Source organism: Pseudomonas graminis (assembly GCF_004364335.1).
GTDB lineage: Bacteria > Pseudomonadota > Gammaproteobacteria > Pseudomonadales > Pseudomonadaceae > Aquipseudomonas > Aquipseudomonas graminis_D.
In genome coordinates, this window is record NZ_SOCR01000015.1 from 24,495 (window position 1) to 38,240 (window position 13,746).

Genomic DNA, 13,746 nt, shown 5'->3' on the forward strand with positions numbered 1-13,746 from the left:
ATGTCCGACCCGAAGACGGTTGTGACGCTGACCGTTGACGGGCTGGATTATTCCGGTTGGACCTCGGTAGAAATCAGCGCAGGTCTAGAGCGGCAGGCGCGCAGCTTCAACATCGGCATCACCTGGAAGTGGCCCGGACAGAACGTGCTACGCCCGGTCAAGCAGGGTGCTCGCTGCGAGGTGCGCATCGGTGGCGATCTGGTTGTGACGGGCTGGGTGGATGCCACGCCGATCAGCTACGACCATGAAAAGGTCACCACATCCATTGCCGGCCGGTCTTCAACTGGCGACCTGATCGACTGCGGCGCTATTAATCAGCCGGGCCAGTGGAAAGGCCAGAGTGTGCAGGCAATCGTTCAGGCGCTGGCCAGCCCCTACGGGCTTTCGGTCAGGAGTGAGATCGCGACCACCAGCGGCTTGACAGACCACACCATTGAGCCGGGAGAAACGGCGTTTGAATCCATCGATCGCCTGCTCACCCTCTATCGGGTGTTCAGCACCGACGATGCGAAAGGCAACGTTGTGCTGGCCGAGGTTGGTAGTGCAGGGCGCTCAGCCGAATCGCTGGAGCTGGGCCGCAACGTGCTCAAGGCAGACGCCGCGCTGGATTTCACACGCGTGTTCTCCGAATACCGGGTTATCGGCCAGCGCTCAGGCACCGATGAGGACTTTGCCAAGACCACTACAGAGGTCAACAGCTCTGTCACGGACCCGCGTATGGCGCGCAAGCGAGTGAAGGTCATCCATGAGAGTGGGCAGCTCAGCGACAAGCTGGCGGCCGACCGGGCCAACTGGGAGCGCGGCACCGCCGTCGGCAAGGCGCTGGAAGTGACCTATGACGTCCAGGGTTGGCGGCAGAGCAACGGGGCGTTGTGGCTGCCAAACACCATCGTGCGCGTCGTCGACCCGGTGATCGGCTACGACCGCGACATGCTCATCGCCGAGGTGACCTACACGCTCGACGAGCAAGGCACGATCTGCCGTCTTCGGGTGGGGCCGCCCGAGGGCTACCTGCAAGAGCCCGACGACCCGCACAAGAAGCGCAAGGCCAAGAAAACCGACGCCGTCGAATACCTCCTACCTGCGGACTACAAAGACAAATGAGCCGACTGATGAACCTGCTGACGCGCGGCGTCGTGGCCATGGTCAAGTCCACGGGCAAGATGCAAAGCCTGCAGATGCGCCTGACCCATGGCGAACTCAAAGACGGGATGGAACACCTTGAGCCCTACGGTTTTACAAGCTGCCCCCACGAGGGTGCAGAAGGGCTAGCCGCCTTCATGGGCGGCGATCGATCCCATGGCGTCGTGGTGGTGGTCGCGGACCGACGATATCGCTTGCAAGCCCTGGAGGCGGGCGAAGTCGCGATATTTACCGATGAGGGCGACAAGATCCATTTCAAGCGTGGCCGCATCATCGACATTGAGACCCAGACGCTGAACATTCGCGCGGCCAAGGGGGTTCATTTCGAAACGCCCAGCATCACCCAGACCGGGACAATCGTCAGCCAGGGCGACCAGATCGCCGGCGGCGTCAGCCAGATCAATCACCTGCACACCGGTGTGAAGGAAGGCCCAGACCAGAGCGGCCCGCCGGTCCCTGGGGGTGCGTCATGACCGTCATCGTTGCGGATGGCGTAGAGGTCAACCTGCGCCGGGCTGTGGAAATCAGCCTGTTCACGTGGCGCCGCGCCAATGCCTCCGATCAGGTCGAAGACGAGGAGCGCTACGGCTGGTGGGGTGACAGCTTTCCGCTGGTTGCAAACGACCGTATCGGCTCGCGGCTCTGGCTGCTGCGCCGGCGCAAGCTCACTACTGCGACCATTGGTGATGCCGTGACCTATGCCCAGGAGGCGCTCAAATGGTTGCTGGATGACGGACATGCCACTGCGGTGCAGGTGCTTACAGAACGCGCCGGGCATTCCCGGCTCAACCTGGGCGTAGTCATGACCCTGCCCTCGGGCGAAACCCTGGATATCTACCCTAACGAACATTGGCAGGTGCTTTATGCCGTTTGAAACCCCGACCCTGCCCACACTCATCAGCCGCACTGCTGCTGACCTTGCCAGTGATGCCTTGCGCCAGTCAGATGCGCAGGTGCTGTCACGCACGATCAGTGGCGCGGCTTATGGGCTGTACGGTTACCTCAACTGGATTGCCAAGCAGATCCTCCCCGACACCGCGGACGCCGTCACGCTCGAGCGGCAAGCTCTCCTGCGGCTGGAAACCCCGCGCATCCCGGCGAAAAGTGCAACCGGCTCGGCGAGCTTCTTGGCCTCAGCAGGATCTGTTCTGGATGCGAATCTGGTGGTGCAGGCGAGCGACGGGCGTCAGTACCGTGTGGTGGACGCTATCACTCCGGTTTCGGGGATAAACACCGCGCAACTCGAAGCAGTCGATGGTGGAATTCTGGGCAATGCAGCCGCAGGCCTGACCCTGAAGCTGGTGCAGCCGGTGACGGGCATTGACGAGACGTTCACCGTCTTGGCGCCGGGCATCACCGGTGGCAGTAACCAGGAGTCAGTCGAATCGCTACGCAGTCGCGTCATTCGCAGCTTCCAGGTTATCCCCCACGGGGGAGACGCTGATGACTACGTGACGTGGGCGCTGGAGTGCGCGGGGGTGACGCGCGCCTGGACGGTGAAAAACTACCTGGGCCCCGGCACCGTGGGTGTGTTCTTCGTTCGCGATGGCGACGCCTCGATCATTCCGGACGCCAATGAGATCGCAACGGTCAAGAACTACATCGACACCAAGGCGCCGGTGACCGCCGAAGTGATCGTGCTGGCGCCGGTGCTCAAAGCCGTCAACTACACGATCAAGCTCACCCCGGACACCACCGTGGTGCGCACTGCGGTTACCGCTGAACTCACAGACCTGCACGAGCGAGAGGCGGGCCTGGGTGAGACGCTGCTGATCAGTCATATCCGGGAGGCGATTAGCAGCGCACAAGGTGAGGTCGACAACGTGGTTGGCAGCCCTGCGAATGACGTTACCGCCAAGCCCAACGAGCTGCTCACGGTGGGGGCAATCACATGGCAATAAGGACCGCCGATGAGTACCTATCACAGTTGATCGCTCTCCTTCCTCAAGGTCCGGCCTGGGATCTGGAGGGGGCGCCTGAGCTGGAAGTTGTTCTCGCCGGCATTGCGCAGGAAATGGCCCGACTGGATGCCCGGGCGTTTGCTCTCAATTCCGAGATGGACCCGGCCCATGTCTTCGAGCTGGTGCCGGAATGGGAGGCCGTCATGGGGCTCCCTGATGATTGTCTGGGCAGCTCACCGGCATTTGCTGATCGCCAGCTCGGGGTGCAGCAACGACTTCTCGCGATCGGCAGCCAGCACGTCAGCTATTTCATCGCGATCGCCAGAGGGCAGGGCTATCCGAACGCGTCTGTCACTCAGCACAGAGCGCCACGCTTTGGCCGTGCTCGCATGGGGAAGAGCCACTTCGGCACGTGGCAGGCCCAGTTCATGTGGACCCTGAACACGGGCGGGCGGCAATCCCTCGGCCGCCGATTTGGTGTGAGCCATTGGGGTCAGCGATTTGGTGCGAATCCCGGCAGTGCCCTTGAATGCATCATCCGCCGCTACGCACCTGCGCACACCATCGTCAATATCAACTACAAGTGAGAATAATCAGTGGACTATCCAATTAGCGTCCCCAGCGTCGGGCTCGTGGGCGGAAGGTTTGTGGATGAAAACACGGCCACCGGCACGATCGGCTCGTTGATCCCCTCGGACTGGGGCAATGCGGTCACCGATGAAATCCTGAATACCATTCGGGGCGCATCGCTGGTGCCCAAGGAAAACACCAATAATCAGTTGCTCGCGGCCATCAGAGCAATCATCGCGAGTCAGGTCGGCAAGCTGAAGAACATGGTCCGGCTCACCGCCAATGGCACTTTCATTGTGCCGGATGGTGTGTATCAAATCTGGCTAAGCGGTTGCGGTGCTGGCGGCGGCGGTGGCGCATCTCTCGCGACCAATTCATCGTCGTTTGTCACGGGAGGATCAGGCGGTGGCGCAGGTCAATCGCTCTATCGGCAGCTCATCAACGTTAACCCCGGACAGTCGATTGCCTACGTGATCGGCGCGCCGGGTGTTGGAGGGACGCCTGCCGCCAATAACGCAACAGATGGCGGCGCCACTATTTTTGGGAATCTTACGCTTGCAGGCGGCACCAAGGGGCTGCTGGGCTCCGGCGGTACCGCCTCCCCTGCAAACTACGCAGGCCCAGAAGGCGGCGCTGGATTCCCGAAAGGCGGGTATGCCTCAGACACCATGGTGTATTCCGGCGGGCAGGCCTCCGGTGGCATGGGTGGAATTGGCGGCAGCACCCCATTCGGCAACGCAGGACCTCCGGGCCGAGGCGCGGTAGGCGCTAACCCCAGCGCTTTTCCGGGAAGTGGTTACGGTGCTGGCGGCAGTGGTTCTGGTGGTGCGTACACCTCGCCCGTTTCAGCGCCTGGCGGCACCGGTGCGCCAGGTTTACAAGGTGTTCTCATTCTGGAGTGGTAATTGGCAATGGCAAACTACGCAATCGTTGAAAAAGGAAAGGTGATCAACGTGTCGGTCTGGGACGGAGACACCGAGAACTGGACCCCGTCCGAGGGTCAGGAGGCGGTGCTGATTCCTGACGGGCTTCCGGTAACCACCGGCACCAAATGCAAAAAAGGGGTCTTCACTTTAGAGCCAATTGCGCAGGCGCCCGAACTCGTGCCATCGGCGGAAGACATTCTGAAGACGAACACCAACCTTCGTGACACGGCGCTGGCGACGGCGACGCTCGCCATCGGGCCGCTTCAGGACGCAGTGGATCTCGACGAAGCTACCGCTGAAGAAACCGGCCTGCTAAAAAAGTGGAAGCAGTACCGGATAGCGGTTAACCGCATCGACCTGACGCTGACGTCCCCGCCATGGCCTGAACAGCCCGCCTAATCCCCCCGACCGCCTTGAGCGGTTTTTTTTCGTCTGGAGAAAAGTGATGACCGTAACCGAGAAAGATCGCGATGTGTTGGCCCGCACTTTATGGGGCGAGGCGCGCGGGGAGGGACTGGCCGGGATGGTGGCCGTGGCCTGGACGATCCGCAATCGTGTGGACGACGGCAAGGATAAATCCTGGTGGGGCGAGGGCTACGCAGGCGTGTGCCAGAAGCCGTACCAGTTCAGCTGCTGGAATCGCAACGACCCGAACTATCAGTTCCTGAGCGGCGCGCGGCAGATCCCGTTCCGCGAATTGGCGCAGTGCCGGATTGCCGCTGACCAGGTCATCGACGGGAAGGTGCCGGACCCCACCGGCGGGGCGACCCACTATTACGCGACCACCATGCCTAAGGCGCCGGACTGGGAGGCCAAGGCGAAGCGGACACTGAAGCTGGGCAACCACGTTTTCTTCCGCGACGTGCCCTGACACCTCACTTGATCTCGACCAATTGGAGAACGCAGTGCAGACAACGAAAAAAGAAGAAACATTCTCCCGCGCTTTGCGCGTCACGCTGGGCGTGAAAGCAAACGGGGGCTCGGTCTCGGTTCAGATCAAAATGGGCGACACCTGGGTGACGTCTGACACGCTGTGGAATGATGGCGCTTATCAACTCAACATTCCCCCGGCCACGGTGCGCTTCTTGCCGGCGGGCGGCGCCGCCTTTGAGGTGTTCGCATGAGTCTTCTCGCAGAGGGCCAGCAGACCCGCCGCCGCATCCGTCGTGGCCTGGGTCTGTTGGGCGACAGCTTCAGCGCAAACTGCCACACGATTGACCCGAAGGCATTCGGAACCGAGGCCTACGGCTACGCCGGTGCGATTGCTGCGCAGACCGGTCTTTTCCCCAGTTACCTGGACAACCAAGGGAAGGTCGGCGACCACTCCGGCCAATTCATGCCTCGGCTGCCTTCCTGCCTGACTTCGCTCACGGCCGATCTGTGGATGCTGCTGTCACGTACCAACGACAGTACGACTCCAGGCATGACGCTGGCCGACAGCAAGGCGAACGTGATGAAGGCGATCATCGCGTTCCAGAACACCCCTGGCAAATACCTTATTGTCGGCACCGGCACGCCACGCTTCGGCACCAAGGCATTGACCGGCGCCGCGCTCACCGATGCGATCGCGTACAAGGACTGGGTGCTGGGCTACGTCCGGCAGTTCGTGCCGGTGGTCAACATCTGGGACGGCTTCACGCAGGATATGACTGTCGATGATCTGCACCCGAACCTGATCGGCGCCGACTTCATCCAATCCCGCTGCGTGCCAATCATCAATGCCAATTTCGAGTTCTTCGGCGTGCCGCTGCCCACGGATGCCGCCGATCTGTACTCGGCGATTCGCCCGTTCGGCTGCCTGAACGCCAACCCTCTGATGGCTGGCTCAACCGGCGTGATCAACGCTTTGGTCAACCCTGTCGCTGGATCGGTGTTGGCGGACAACTACAAGGCAACCGGCTCAGGCCTAAACGGCATCACCACTCGCTGGTACAAAGAGCCTGCAGCATTCGGCGAGGCGCAGTGCATCGAGTTGGCCGGGACCATGGCGGCGGCCGGCGGGTACATCTATCTTCAGCCGGCGGCGAACGTGACGCTGTCGAATCTGCTGGCAGGGGACGTCATCGAGATGGTTTCGGCTCCGGAGATCGTCGGCAACAGCCGGGGCATCCTCAGCTGGGAGGCGGAACTGATCATCACCAAACCGGTATCCGGCGAGTCCACCACCATCTATTACCGCTCGATGGACAAGTACCAGGAGCCGTTCACTCTGCCAGCGAACTGGAAAGGTGCGCTGGAAACCCAGCGCTACCCGTGCGATGTCACTGAGGCGGTCGTTACCGCAAGGATGGGGCTTTACCTAGCCGCGGGCGTCAATCAGGACTCGAAAGTCAAAGCCGCTCAGTTCGGGATCCGGAAGGTCTGAACTTTAGCCAACGGCTCGCTTGGGCAAGGCAGGCCTCCGGTGTACGCTTACGTTGCATAAGCGCAGTTTCGACTTAACCGGCACAGGAAAAGCTTGTGGCCTATCGCCTGCTTAATTCGGCATCCGATCCGCAACGCATTATTCGCTCGTTGCGGCTGAACCGCGATCTCCAACGAGGGCTAGAATCGGGCCTGAATCGGATTTGGAATGCAGACACCGTCATCGGTTTGACCCACGCCCATGGCCGTGCCCTTGGTCTTGGTGTGGGCCTTGGGTTATTGCACGCTGTCACCCCAGAGCAGTTCAACTTACTGTCGGAAGCCTACACACGAGCTTTTGAACACCGCCTTGCAGTATTGGCGGAGCAAGGCTTGTACCAAGACGAAGTCAATTGTGGGGAAAGAACCGCTTACTAAGTCAAGCTCGCACGCTCTGAGCCGTTACATGAGGCGGGGTGAGCGAAGCTATAGCGTGCATTAGATAAATCAGCACAATCCTTTATGTTCGAAAGCGGGCGACCATCTGATTCAAATTGAGCGCAAGCTGAGATAGCTCACCACTTGCAGTTAGTGTTTGCCGGGTACCCTCGGTGCTCTGGACTGCCAAGTCTCGAATGCTCACCAAAGCACGATCTACCTCGCGAGCTACGTGCGCCTGTTCTTCTGAGGCCGTAGCGATTTGTTGATTACGGTCGTCAATCATCTGCGCGGCGTCAGTTATTAGCTGAAGTGATCGGCCAGCCTCGTCTGCCGTGCTCTGAGTGGCATGGACCTCGCGCGTACTGTCAGCCATCGACTCCACGACCTGAGAACTGCGCGAATGCATCAAAGCAATCATGGTCTCAATCTCGCCGGTAGAGGCCTGCGTGCGATGGGCAAGCGCACGAACCTCGTCCGCCACTACGGCAAAGCCGCGCCCCTGCTCCCCAGCGCGAGCGGCTTCGATTGCAGCGTTCAAAGCGAGGAGATTGGTTTGTTCTGCAATTGCCCCAATAACGTTTAAGACTTTGCTGATGTCCTGGGTTTGTACAGCCAATTCTTGAACTTGACCAGAAGTAACGTCTACCCGGTCCTTTAACGAGCGCATAGCCATGAGTGTCTCGCCAACTTTCGCATTTCCTTTCTCCGCTGCGTTGGCTGACTCCTTTGCTGCTTGAGAAGTGGATGTCGCATTCCGGGCGACCTCCTCGACTGCTGCGCTCATCTGATTGACGGCAGTTGCTGCTTGATCAATTTCAGAGTTCTGCTGCTGCAGAGTCTGATTAGCGCTTTCAGTGATGGCGGTCATTTCTACCGCCGCGGAGCTCAATTGCATTGAAGCCTCGGAGATCTCCGCTATGGTGCCGCGAAGGTTTTTCTGCATTGTGTTGAGAGCTCCCATGAGTCTCGCAGCTTCGTCGGATCCCGTTACAATCAAAGACGTTCGAAGGTCCCCGACGGCTATTTCTTCCGCCATCTTCAGCGACGTATTGATCGGGAGCACGATGCTACGCGTAAGCGCCATGGCAAATAGGATTGTCAGTACTAGTGCCGCAACCACCATTAAGGCTATAGCTTTGCTACTCTGATGGTAAACATTAGTTGCATAAATCCCTGCGTTTATCGCGCCGTCGGCGTTGTGTTTACGAAGAGAGGTAAGCGCACCCTGATAGGCTGCTGCACGGTTTTTTTGCTCACTATTCGCATAATCTACCGCCAGTTCATGCTGTGTGTTTTCCAGCTCAACGATGCGAGCTAGACCCTCCAAAAATTTACCCATGAGTGTGGCTGCCAGTTCGAATGTCTGACGCTCCTCGTCGTCCGAGATTAGATTGTTCCGATAGAAATCGGTCCGCTCACTGAGCACATCGCGGGCATTCGCCAGCTGCTTGACCGCATTAGCACGGTCCTCTGGGGAAGTTGCAGCAAGCAGCCGAATGCTTTCCAAGCGCGCTTCCAATACTGCAATTTGAATATCGTCCGTGGTCTGAATACTAGCCAACCAATTTTTTTCGATGTCTTGTTCCGATCCGCGCAGCTCGCCTAGCTGCAGGAATGCGAAACCGCCCAACACTATCACCAGTAAGGAGATCAAGCCAAAACAAAGCGAAGCTCTGGAGGCGATGGAGATCGAGCGCAGATTCATGGCGTGTCCGGATAGGTAGTTGGCGATTACGTAATCAAGATATCTGCCAGTTTCGAGAAAACTGAAATGCTGGCGCGTTTTTTCGTGCGTAGATCACTACATCTGTCTGGGACTTTCTTTTTAGACAGAAGAAGGCGCAGGCTTTCGTATCGTTGGCCTACTCTGCCTCTTTCACACTACTGCTGCATCAGTAGGGAGTGGCTATCGCCAGGGATGGCGGTGCCCGAGTCCCCCCGTCCCTTCTCGCGGTTGGTTGAAGGGTTGAAAGTTCAGACTTGCCTATTGGAGTGGCAACGTATTCGGAGAGGCAATCCGACCGATTTCTTCGGCAGCATTTGGCGTTCCAAAATGCTGTCGCTCCTGGGTACGGATAGTGGTATAGACGAGTCGGAGTTGCGCCCGAACGTGCTCGAATTGTACGTCTACCCCGGGATCTACTGATCACAAGTCAGCTGCTCATTGATAGCTAGCCCAGTTGCTCTCCAGCCAAATCACTACATTTATCTGGGATCTGGTGGTAGCGGGTAGACCCATGTGGATCATTCTCTCTGCCTTCTGAGCACCTGCGAGAGTCAGGGAATGCTTTTCGGCGAACTTATTAAGCAGGTACAAAACCTCGTGTTTTTCATGTCGGTTGAAAAGGCTCCGGTCCGGATCACCCGTTAGCTTTGGATCGTCGCCAGACGTGGTGCCGAGTGCATAGGTATAGGTGAGCTCACTTGCTGAAATTACGGCCATATCTTCAGATTAAGCCTTCAGCGTAAAAGCCTTGGGGCACACCGTCAAAGCTGGCAACCCTAAGGCTGTCATTAAGCTGGCATTCCTGAGCCAAACCAGCCCTAAAAGGCACAAAAAAAGCACTTGCGGTAAACGCTAAGTGCTTGATTTGTAATGCTTTTATGGTGGAGCCGGGGGGATTTGAACCCCCGTCCGCCAGTACTCCGCTTTCGGGCCTACATGCTTAGCCGTGTCTATTAAGTTAACCCTCAGCGACCCGACGGGCAGGGTGCTTTGGGCGAGCTGTGTAAGTTTTAGCCGATTCGTCCACAGCGTACTGCACGGCGATCCTGTTCTATATGACAATCACTTTGGGTTTACAGGCATCCCCTGGTGATTGCTGGAGCCGAAGCTACCAGAAGGAAGGCTAGCACCGCTTACGCGGCGAGAGCTTGTTCCCCGTAGGTTTCGTCATTGGCAACTATAGAAAGTTGCAACAGTGGATTTACGACTTCTGTTACCAAGTCGGCATGCCCCTAGAGTTTCATCACCGGCGTCGAATCCTAATCGGCCCCAATTCTGCTGCTCTAGCAGTCAGGCGGCGGAGTCTACCCGAATCAATGAGATACGTCGACCTCCCGCCTGACATTCCGCTCACGACGGGCTTTCGCCGGTCTTGATTCGGCAATTACTTCGCGGCACCGCCATCGCTACCGTCACCGCCGGTTTTCAGCTCGGTGATTTTCTTGGTAGTGATCGAGATGCACTCCTTGTCATTGCCACTTTTTTGCGCGGCAGTGGCATCAGCGACGGTTTTTTCAATGTCAGTTTTGCTATCGCCGGTCAGGTTAGTGGTCGTCGATGCCTCAGCATTTTTCAGCGTCGCGATGTTCGCGCCGCACAGGTCATCAGCAGCGAAAACCGGGGAGCCCAACAGTGCAGCGGTAAGAAACAATCCAGTCAGTGCGGTGCGCTTCATGTGTATCTCCTTGAGCCTGTTGACTCGGTGTCGCCGCTCAATTTGCCGGTGCCCGAGATAGAGGGAAAAGCGCCGAATGGTTTGCGGCGCCTAAAGAGATGGACTGCCGCCTGTCGCAGGGGTTCTATTTTTTTTCACGATGCTGCGAAAAAGCCACGTTGCCGGATGTTTCGAGATTATGGGGCGATCTACGCCCCATTTGTGTGCATCAAGCGGTTCTTGGTTGAGTCACTCGATCCACGAGATAGACCAGACCGTGGTAGTCAATGCCGCCATGTTGCGTGAGCCCGATCTCGCATGTCCGGCTGGTCGAAATGCCTTCATCGCAGAATTGAACAGCGTCTTTCAACGTGCGCAGCGCATGGGCATTCAGCTCAGGTGTGGTGAAGCCTTTGTCGCCCGCGAATCCGCAGCAGTGAATGCCTTCGGGTACGACCACATTGACGCTGCACATTCGCGCCAGCTCGATCAGCGCCTGGCTCTCGCCCAGGTGTTGCGTGCTGCAGGTGACGTGAACGGCGATGGGCGCTTGCTGCGGGGTGAACACCAGTTTGTCCAGCAGATGGGTGCGGATGAAACGTACCGGGTCGTACAGGTCGAGCCGGGTTTCCTTGAGGTCTTGAACCAGGCGCAACGTGCAGGGACTGGTGTCGCAATAGATCGGATCGATCCCGCCGCGACTGGCCTTGGTCAGCGCAGCAAGCATCTTCTGGCGTTTGTCTTCAGCCTGCTCGGCGTAGCCCTTGGAAGCAAACGGCTGACCGCAGCATAGGCTGTCCTGGTCTTCCGGGAACACCACTTGATAACCGGCTTTCTCCAGCAGCCCTCGGGTCTTGTCCATCAGCGACATCTGCTCGCGATCGCCCGCCGCAGGTCCCATGACGCGGGACACGCAGGCGGCCAGATAGACCACGCGCGGGCGCGAATCCTCAACCGGCGGATTGAAACGAATGGCGTTCTCGGGCTGCGGCATCGCCGGCGTCCACTGAGGCACGCGGCCCGACGATGCCTTGCTCAGCGCGCTGGAAATCTTCGCCAGTCTCGGTGCGCCGAGCAGCATGCGGGCGCCATTGGCCGCATGCAGCATAAATCGTGCGCCCTTCAAAGCCGTCCCGAAGTGCTGACCGATCCAGCTGGCCGCTTTGTCATGATGGGCTTGCTGCCCGCGAAGCTTCTTCACCAGCTCGCCGGTATTGATGCCTACCGGGCAACGTTGCGCGCACAAACCGGTGGCCGCGCAGGTATCGATGCCCTGGTATTGGTAGTCGCGCTCCAGCTGGGTCGTGTCGTTGCCCGCGCGTTTTTTCGCCTGAATGTCACGCCACATGACGATCCGTTGCCGTGGGCTGAGGGTCAGGCCTTTCGACGGACACACCGGCTCGCAGAAGCCGCACTCGATGCATTTGTCGATGATCGCATCGGCCGCGGGCATGGGTTTCAGGTGCTTGAGATGCACCTGTGCATCCTCACTGAGCACGACATCAGGATTGAGAATGCCGCTAGGGTCGAGCAGCCGTTTGAGTTGCCACATCAGCGCATAAGCCTCGCTGCCCCATTCAAGCTCCACGAAAGGGGCCATGTTGCGGCCGGTGCCATGTTCGGCTTTTAGCGAGCCATTGAACTCGACGGCCACCAACTGCGTGACGTCATCCATGAATGCTGAATAACGCGCGATCTCCTGTGGATCGTTGAAGCCTTGGGTGAACACGAAGTGCAGGTTGCCCTCCAGCGCATGGCCGAACAGGATCGCCTCGTCGTAGCGGTGCTTTTCGAACAGCTGAATCAAGCGTCGAACGCCGATGGCCAGTTGCTCGACGGGGAAGGTCACGTCCTCAATGATCACGGTCGTACCGGTCTCACGCACCGCGCCGACGGCAGGAAAGGTGTCTTTGCGAATGGCCCACAGTCGCGCGTTCTCGGCCGCATCTTCGGTGAAATCAACGTGCTTCTCGACCGGGAAATGCGCGATTGACGCCATGATCTGCGCCAGTTGCTCATGCAGTAACGGTCGGGTCGCGGCGCGGGCTTCGATCAATAGGGCGCAGGCGCCTTCCGACAGCTCACGCACGAATGCCGGCATGCCTGGCTTGTTCTGCACCGAGCGCAGGCTGCGTCGATCAAGCAGTTCGACGGCAGCGACCGGCTGGGTTTTCAGAACCGTCACGGCGTTGCAGCAGGTTTCGATGTCGGGAAAGACTATCAGCGCCGTCGCCTTGTTCGGGTGATCAAGCACCGTGTCGTAGGTCACCGCGCTGATGAAGCCCAGCGTGCCTTCTGACCCCACCAGCAGGTGACTGAGGATGTCGAGCGGCTCGTCGAAATCCACCAAGGCGTTCAGCGACAGCCCGCAGGTGTTCTTCAGGCGGTACTTGTGGCGAATCTTCGCAGCGAGTTCGGTATTGGCGCGGGTCTCGCGGCCCAGTTGCGCAAGGCGCTCGAGCAGCTCGGCATGGCTGACGTTGAACGCAGCGACACTGGCGGCGTCTTCCGTGTCCAGGCGGGCACCGTCGGCAAGCACCAGCCGAATGCCGGCGAGGGTGTGGTAGGTGTTCTGGGCCGTGCCGCAGCACATACCGCTGGAATTGTTGGCGACGATGCCGCCGATTTTTGCCGCATGCATGGACGCCGGGTCAGGTCCGATCTTGCGCCCGAATGGCGCCAGCCAGACGTTGGCCTGCGCGCCGATAACGCCGGGTTGCAAACGGATTTGCGCGCCTTGCTCGCGTATCTCACGGCCATTCCAGTTGTCGCCGAGCACGATCAACACCGAGTCGCTGATAGCCTGCCCCGACAGGCTGGTGCCCGCCGCGCGGAAGGTTACGGGGACTTTATCGGCCTGCGCCAGTTTCAGCAGCGCCACGACTTCGTCTTCTGATTCAACGCGGATGACCAGCTTGGGGATCAGCCGATAAAAACTGGCGTCGGTGCCAAAGGCCAGGGTCGAGAGCGGGTCGTCGAAGCGTCTTCCGGCAGGAATGAGGCTGTTCACACCGGCCAGAAACGCGGTGGGCAAAGTCATGC

Annotated in this window: 14 protein-coding genes, 1 other RNA gene and 1 pseudogene; 11 read left to right on the forward strand and 5 right to left on the reverse strand. The window is 59.1% G+C overall.

The window, feature by feature from the left end:
• The 11 genes from EC919_RS23960 to EC919_RS24010 all read left to right on the forward strand — a co-directional run bounded on the left by EC919_RS23960 (position 1) and on the right by EC919_RS24010 (position 7,321).
• Entirely contained in the window at positions 1–1,104 is a 1,104-nt protein-coding gene (locus EC919_RS23960) for a phage baseplate assembly protein (protein ID WP_133776794.1), read from the forward strand.
• Positions 1,101–1,616: a phage baseplate assembly protein V gene (locus EC919_RS23965; protein WP_133776795.1), complete on the forward strand. Its 516-nt coding sequence runs from the start codon at positions 1,101–1,103 to the stop codon at positions 1,614–1,616. Before EC919_RS23960 ends, EC919_RS23965 begins: the two co-directional genes overlap by 4 nt.
• The gene (locus EC919_RS23970; protein WP_133776796.1) at positions 1,613–2,017 is read left to right on the forward strand and encodes a phage GP46 family protein; all 405 of its coding nucleotides are present in this window, start codon (positions 1,613–1,615) and stop codon (positions 2,015–2,017) included. Before EC919_RS23965 ends, EC919_RS23970 begins: the two co-directional genes overlap by 4 nt.
• Entirely contained in the window at positions 2,007–3,044 is a 1,038-nt protein-coding gene (locus tag EC919_RS23975; RefSeq protein ID WP_133776797.1) for a baseplate J/gp47 family protein, read from the forward strand. Before EC919_RS23970 ends, EC919_RS23975 begins: the two co-directional genes overlap by 11 nt.
• Positions 3,035–3,631 (forward strand): YmfQ family protein, encoded by a 597-nt coding sequence (locus EC919_RS23980; protein ID WP_133776798.1) that lies wholly within the window; start codon positions 3,035–3,037, stop codon positions 3,629–3,631. The genes EC919_RS23975 and EC919_RS23980 overlap by 10 nt, the downstream gene beginning before the upstream one ends.
• A 60-nt stretch (positions 3,632–3,691) precedes the next feature.
• The gene (locus EC919_RS23985; RefSeq protein ID WP_243842330.1) at positions 3,692–4,519 is read left to right on the forward strand and encodes a hypothetical protein; all 828 of its coding nucleotides are present in this window, start codon (positions 3,692–3,694) and stop codon (positions 4,517–4,519) included.
• Between the two features lie 6 nt (positions 4,520–4,525).
• Positions 4,526–4,939, forward strand: coding sequence for a tail fiber assembly protein (locus EC919_RS23990; RefSeq protein ID WP_133776800.1), 414 nt, complete (start codon positions 4,526–4,528; stop codon positions 4,937–4,939).
• Between the two features lie 46 nt (positions 4,940–4,985).
• Positions 4,986–5,411 carry a cell wall hydrolase gene (locus EC919_RS23995; RefSeq protein ID WP_133776801.1) on the forward strand — a complete coding sequence of 142 codons (426 nt, stop codon included), beginning with the start codon at positions 4,986–4,988 and terminating at the stop codon, positions 5,409–5,411.
• Between the two features lie 34 nt (positions 5,412–5,445).
• Positions 5,446–5,664: a hypothetical protein gene (locus EC919_RS24000; RefSeq protein WP_243842332.1), complete on the forward strand. Its 219-nt coding sequence runs from the start codon at positions 5,446–5,448 to the stop codon at positions 5,662–5,664.
• The gene (locus tag EC919_RS24005; RefSeq protein WP_133776802.1) at positions 5,661–6,905 is read left to right on the forward strand and encodes an SGNH/GDSL hydrolase family protein; all 1,245 of its coding nucleotides are present in this window, start codon (positions 5,661–5,663) and stop codon (positions 6,903–6,905) included. The genes EC919_RS24000 and EC919_RS24005 overlap by 4 nt, the downstream gene beginning before the upstream one ends.
• 95 nt (positions 6,906–7,000) lie before the next feature.
• Positions 7,001–7,321, forward strand: a complete 321-nt coding sequence (locus EC919_RS24010; protein ID WP_133776803.1) for a hypothetical protein — start codon at positions 7,001–7,003, stop codon at positions 7,319–7,321.
• A gap of 82 nt (positions 7,322–7,403) precedes the next feature.
• On the opposite strand, the gene EC919_RS27975 is transcribed toward EC919_RS24010, so the two are convergent.
• From EC919_RS27975 to EC919_RS24035, 5 genes and pseudogenes are all read right to left on the reverse strand, one after another.
• Positions 7,404–8,285: a methyl-accepting chemotaxis protein gene (locus EC919_RS27975; protein ID WP_432213844.1), complete on the reverse strand. Its 882-nt coding sequence runs from the start codon at positions 8,283–8,285 to the stop codon at positions 7,404–7,406.
• Positions 8,262–9,029: pseudogene (locus EC919_RS27980) on the reverse strand (MCP four helix bundle domain-containing protein); the annotation flags it as partial. The gene EC919_RS27975 and the pseudogene EC919_RS27980, both read right to left, overlap by 24 nt.
• A gap of 900 nt (positions 9,030–9,929) precedes the next feature.
• Positions 9,930–10,321, reverse strand: a transfer-messenger RNA (tmRNA) gene (gene ssrA / locus EC919_RS24025).
• A gap of 113 nt (positions 10,322–10,434) precedes the next feature.
• Positions 10,435–10,725, reverse strand: a complete 291-nt coding sequence (locus EC919_RS24030; protein WP_133776806.1) for a hypothetical protein — start codon at positions 10,723–10,725, stop codon at positions 10,435–10,437.
• Between the two features lie 208 nt (positions 10,726–10,933).
• Entirely contained in the window at positions 10,934–13,744 is a 2,811-nt protein-coding gene (locus EC919_RS24035) for an FAD-binding and (Fe-S)-binding domain-containing protein (protein WP_133776807.1), read from the reverse strand.
• Between the last annotated feature and the right edge of the window lie 2 nt (positions 13,745–13,746).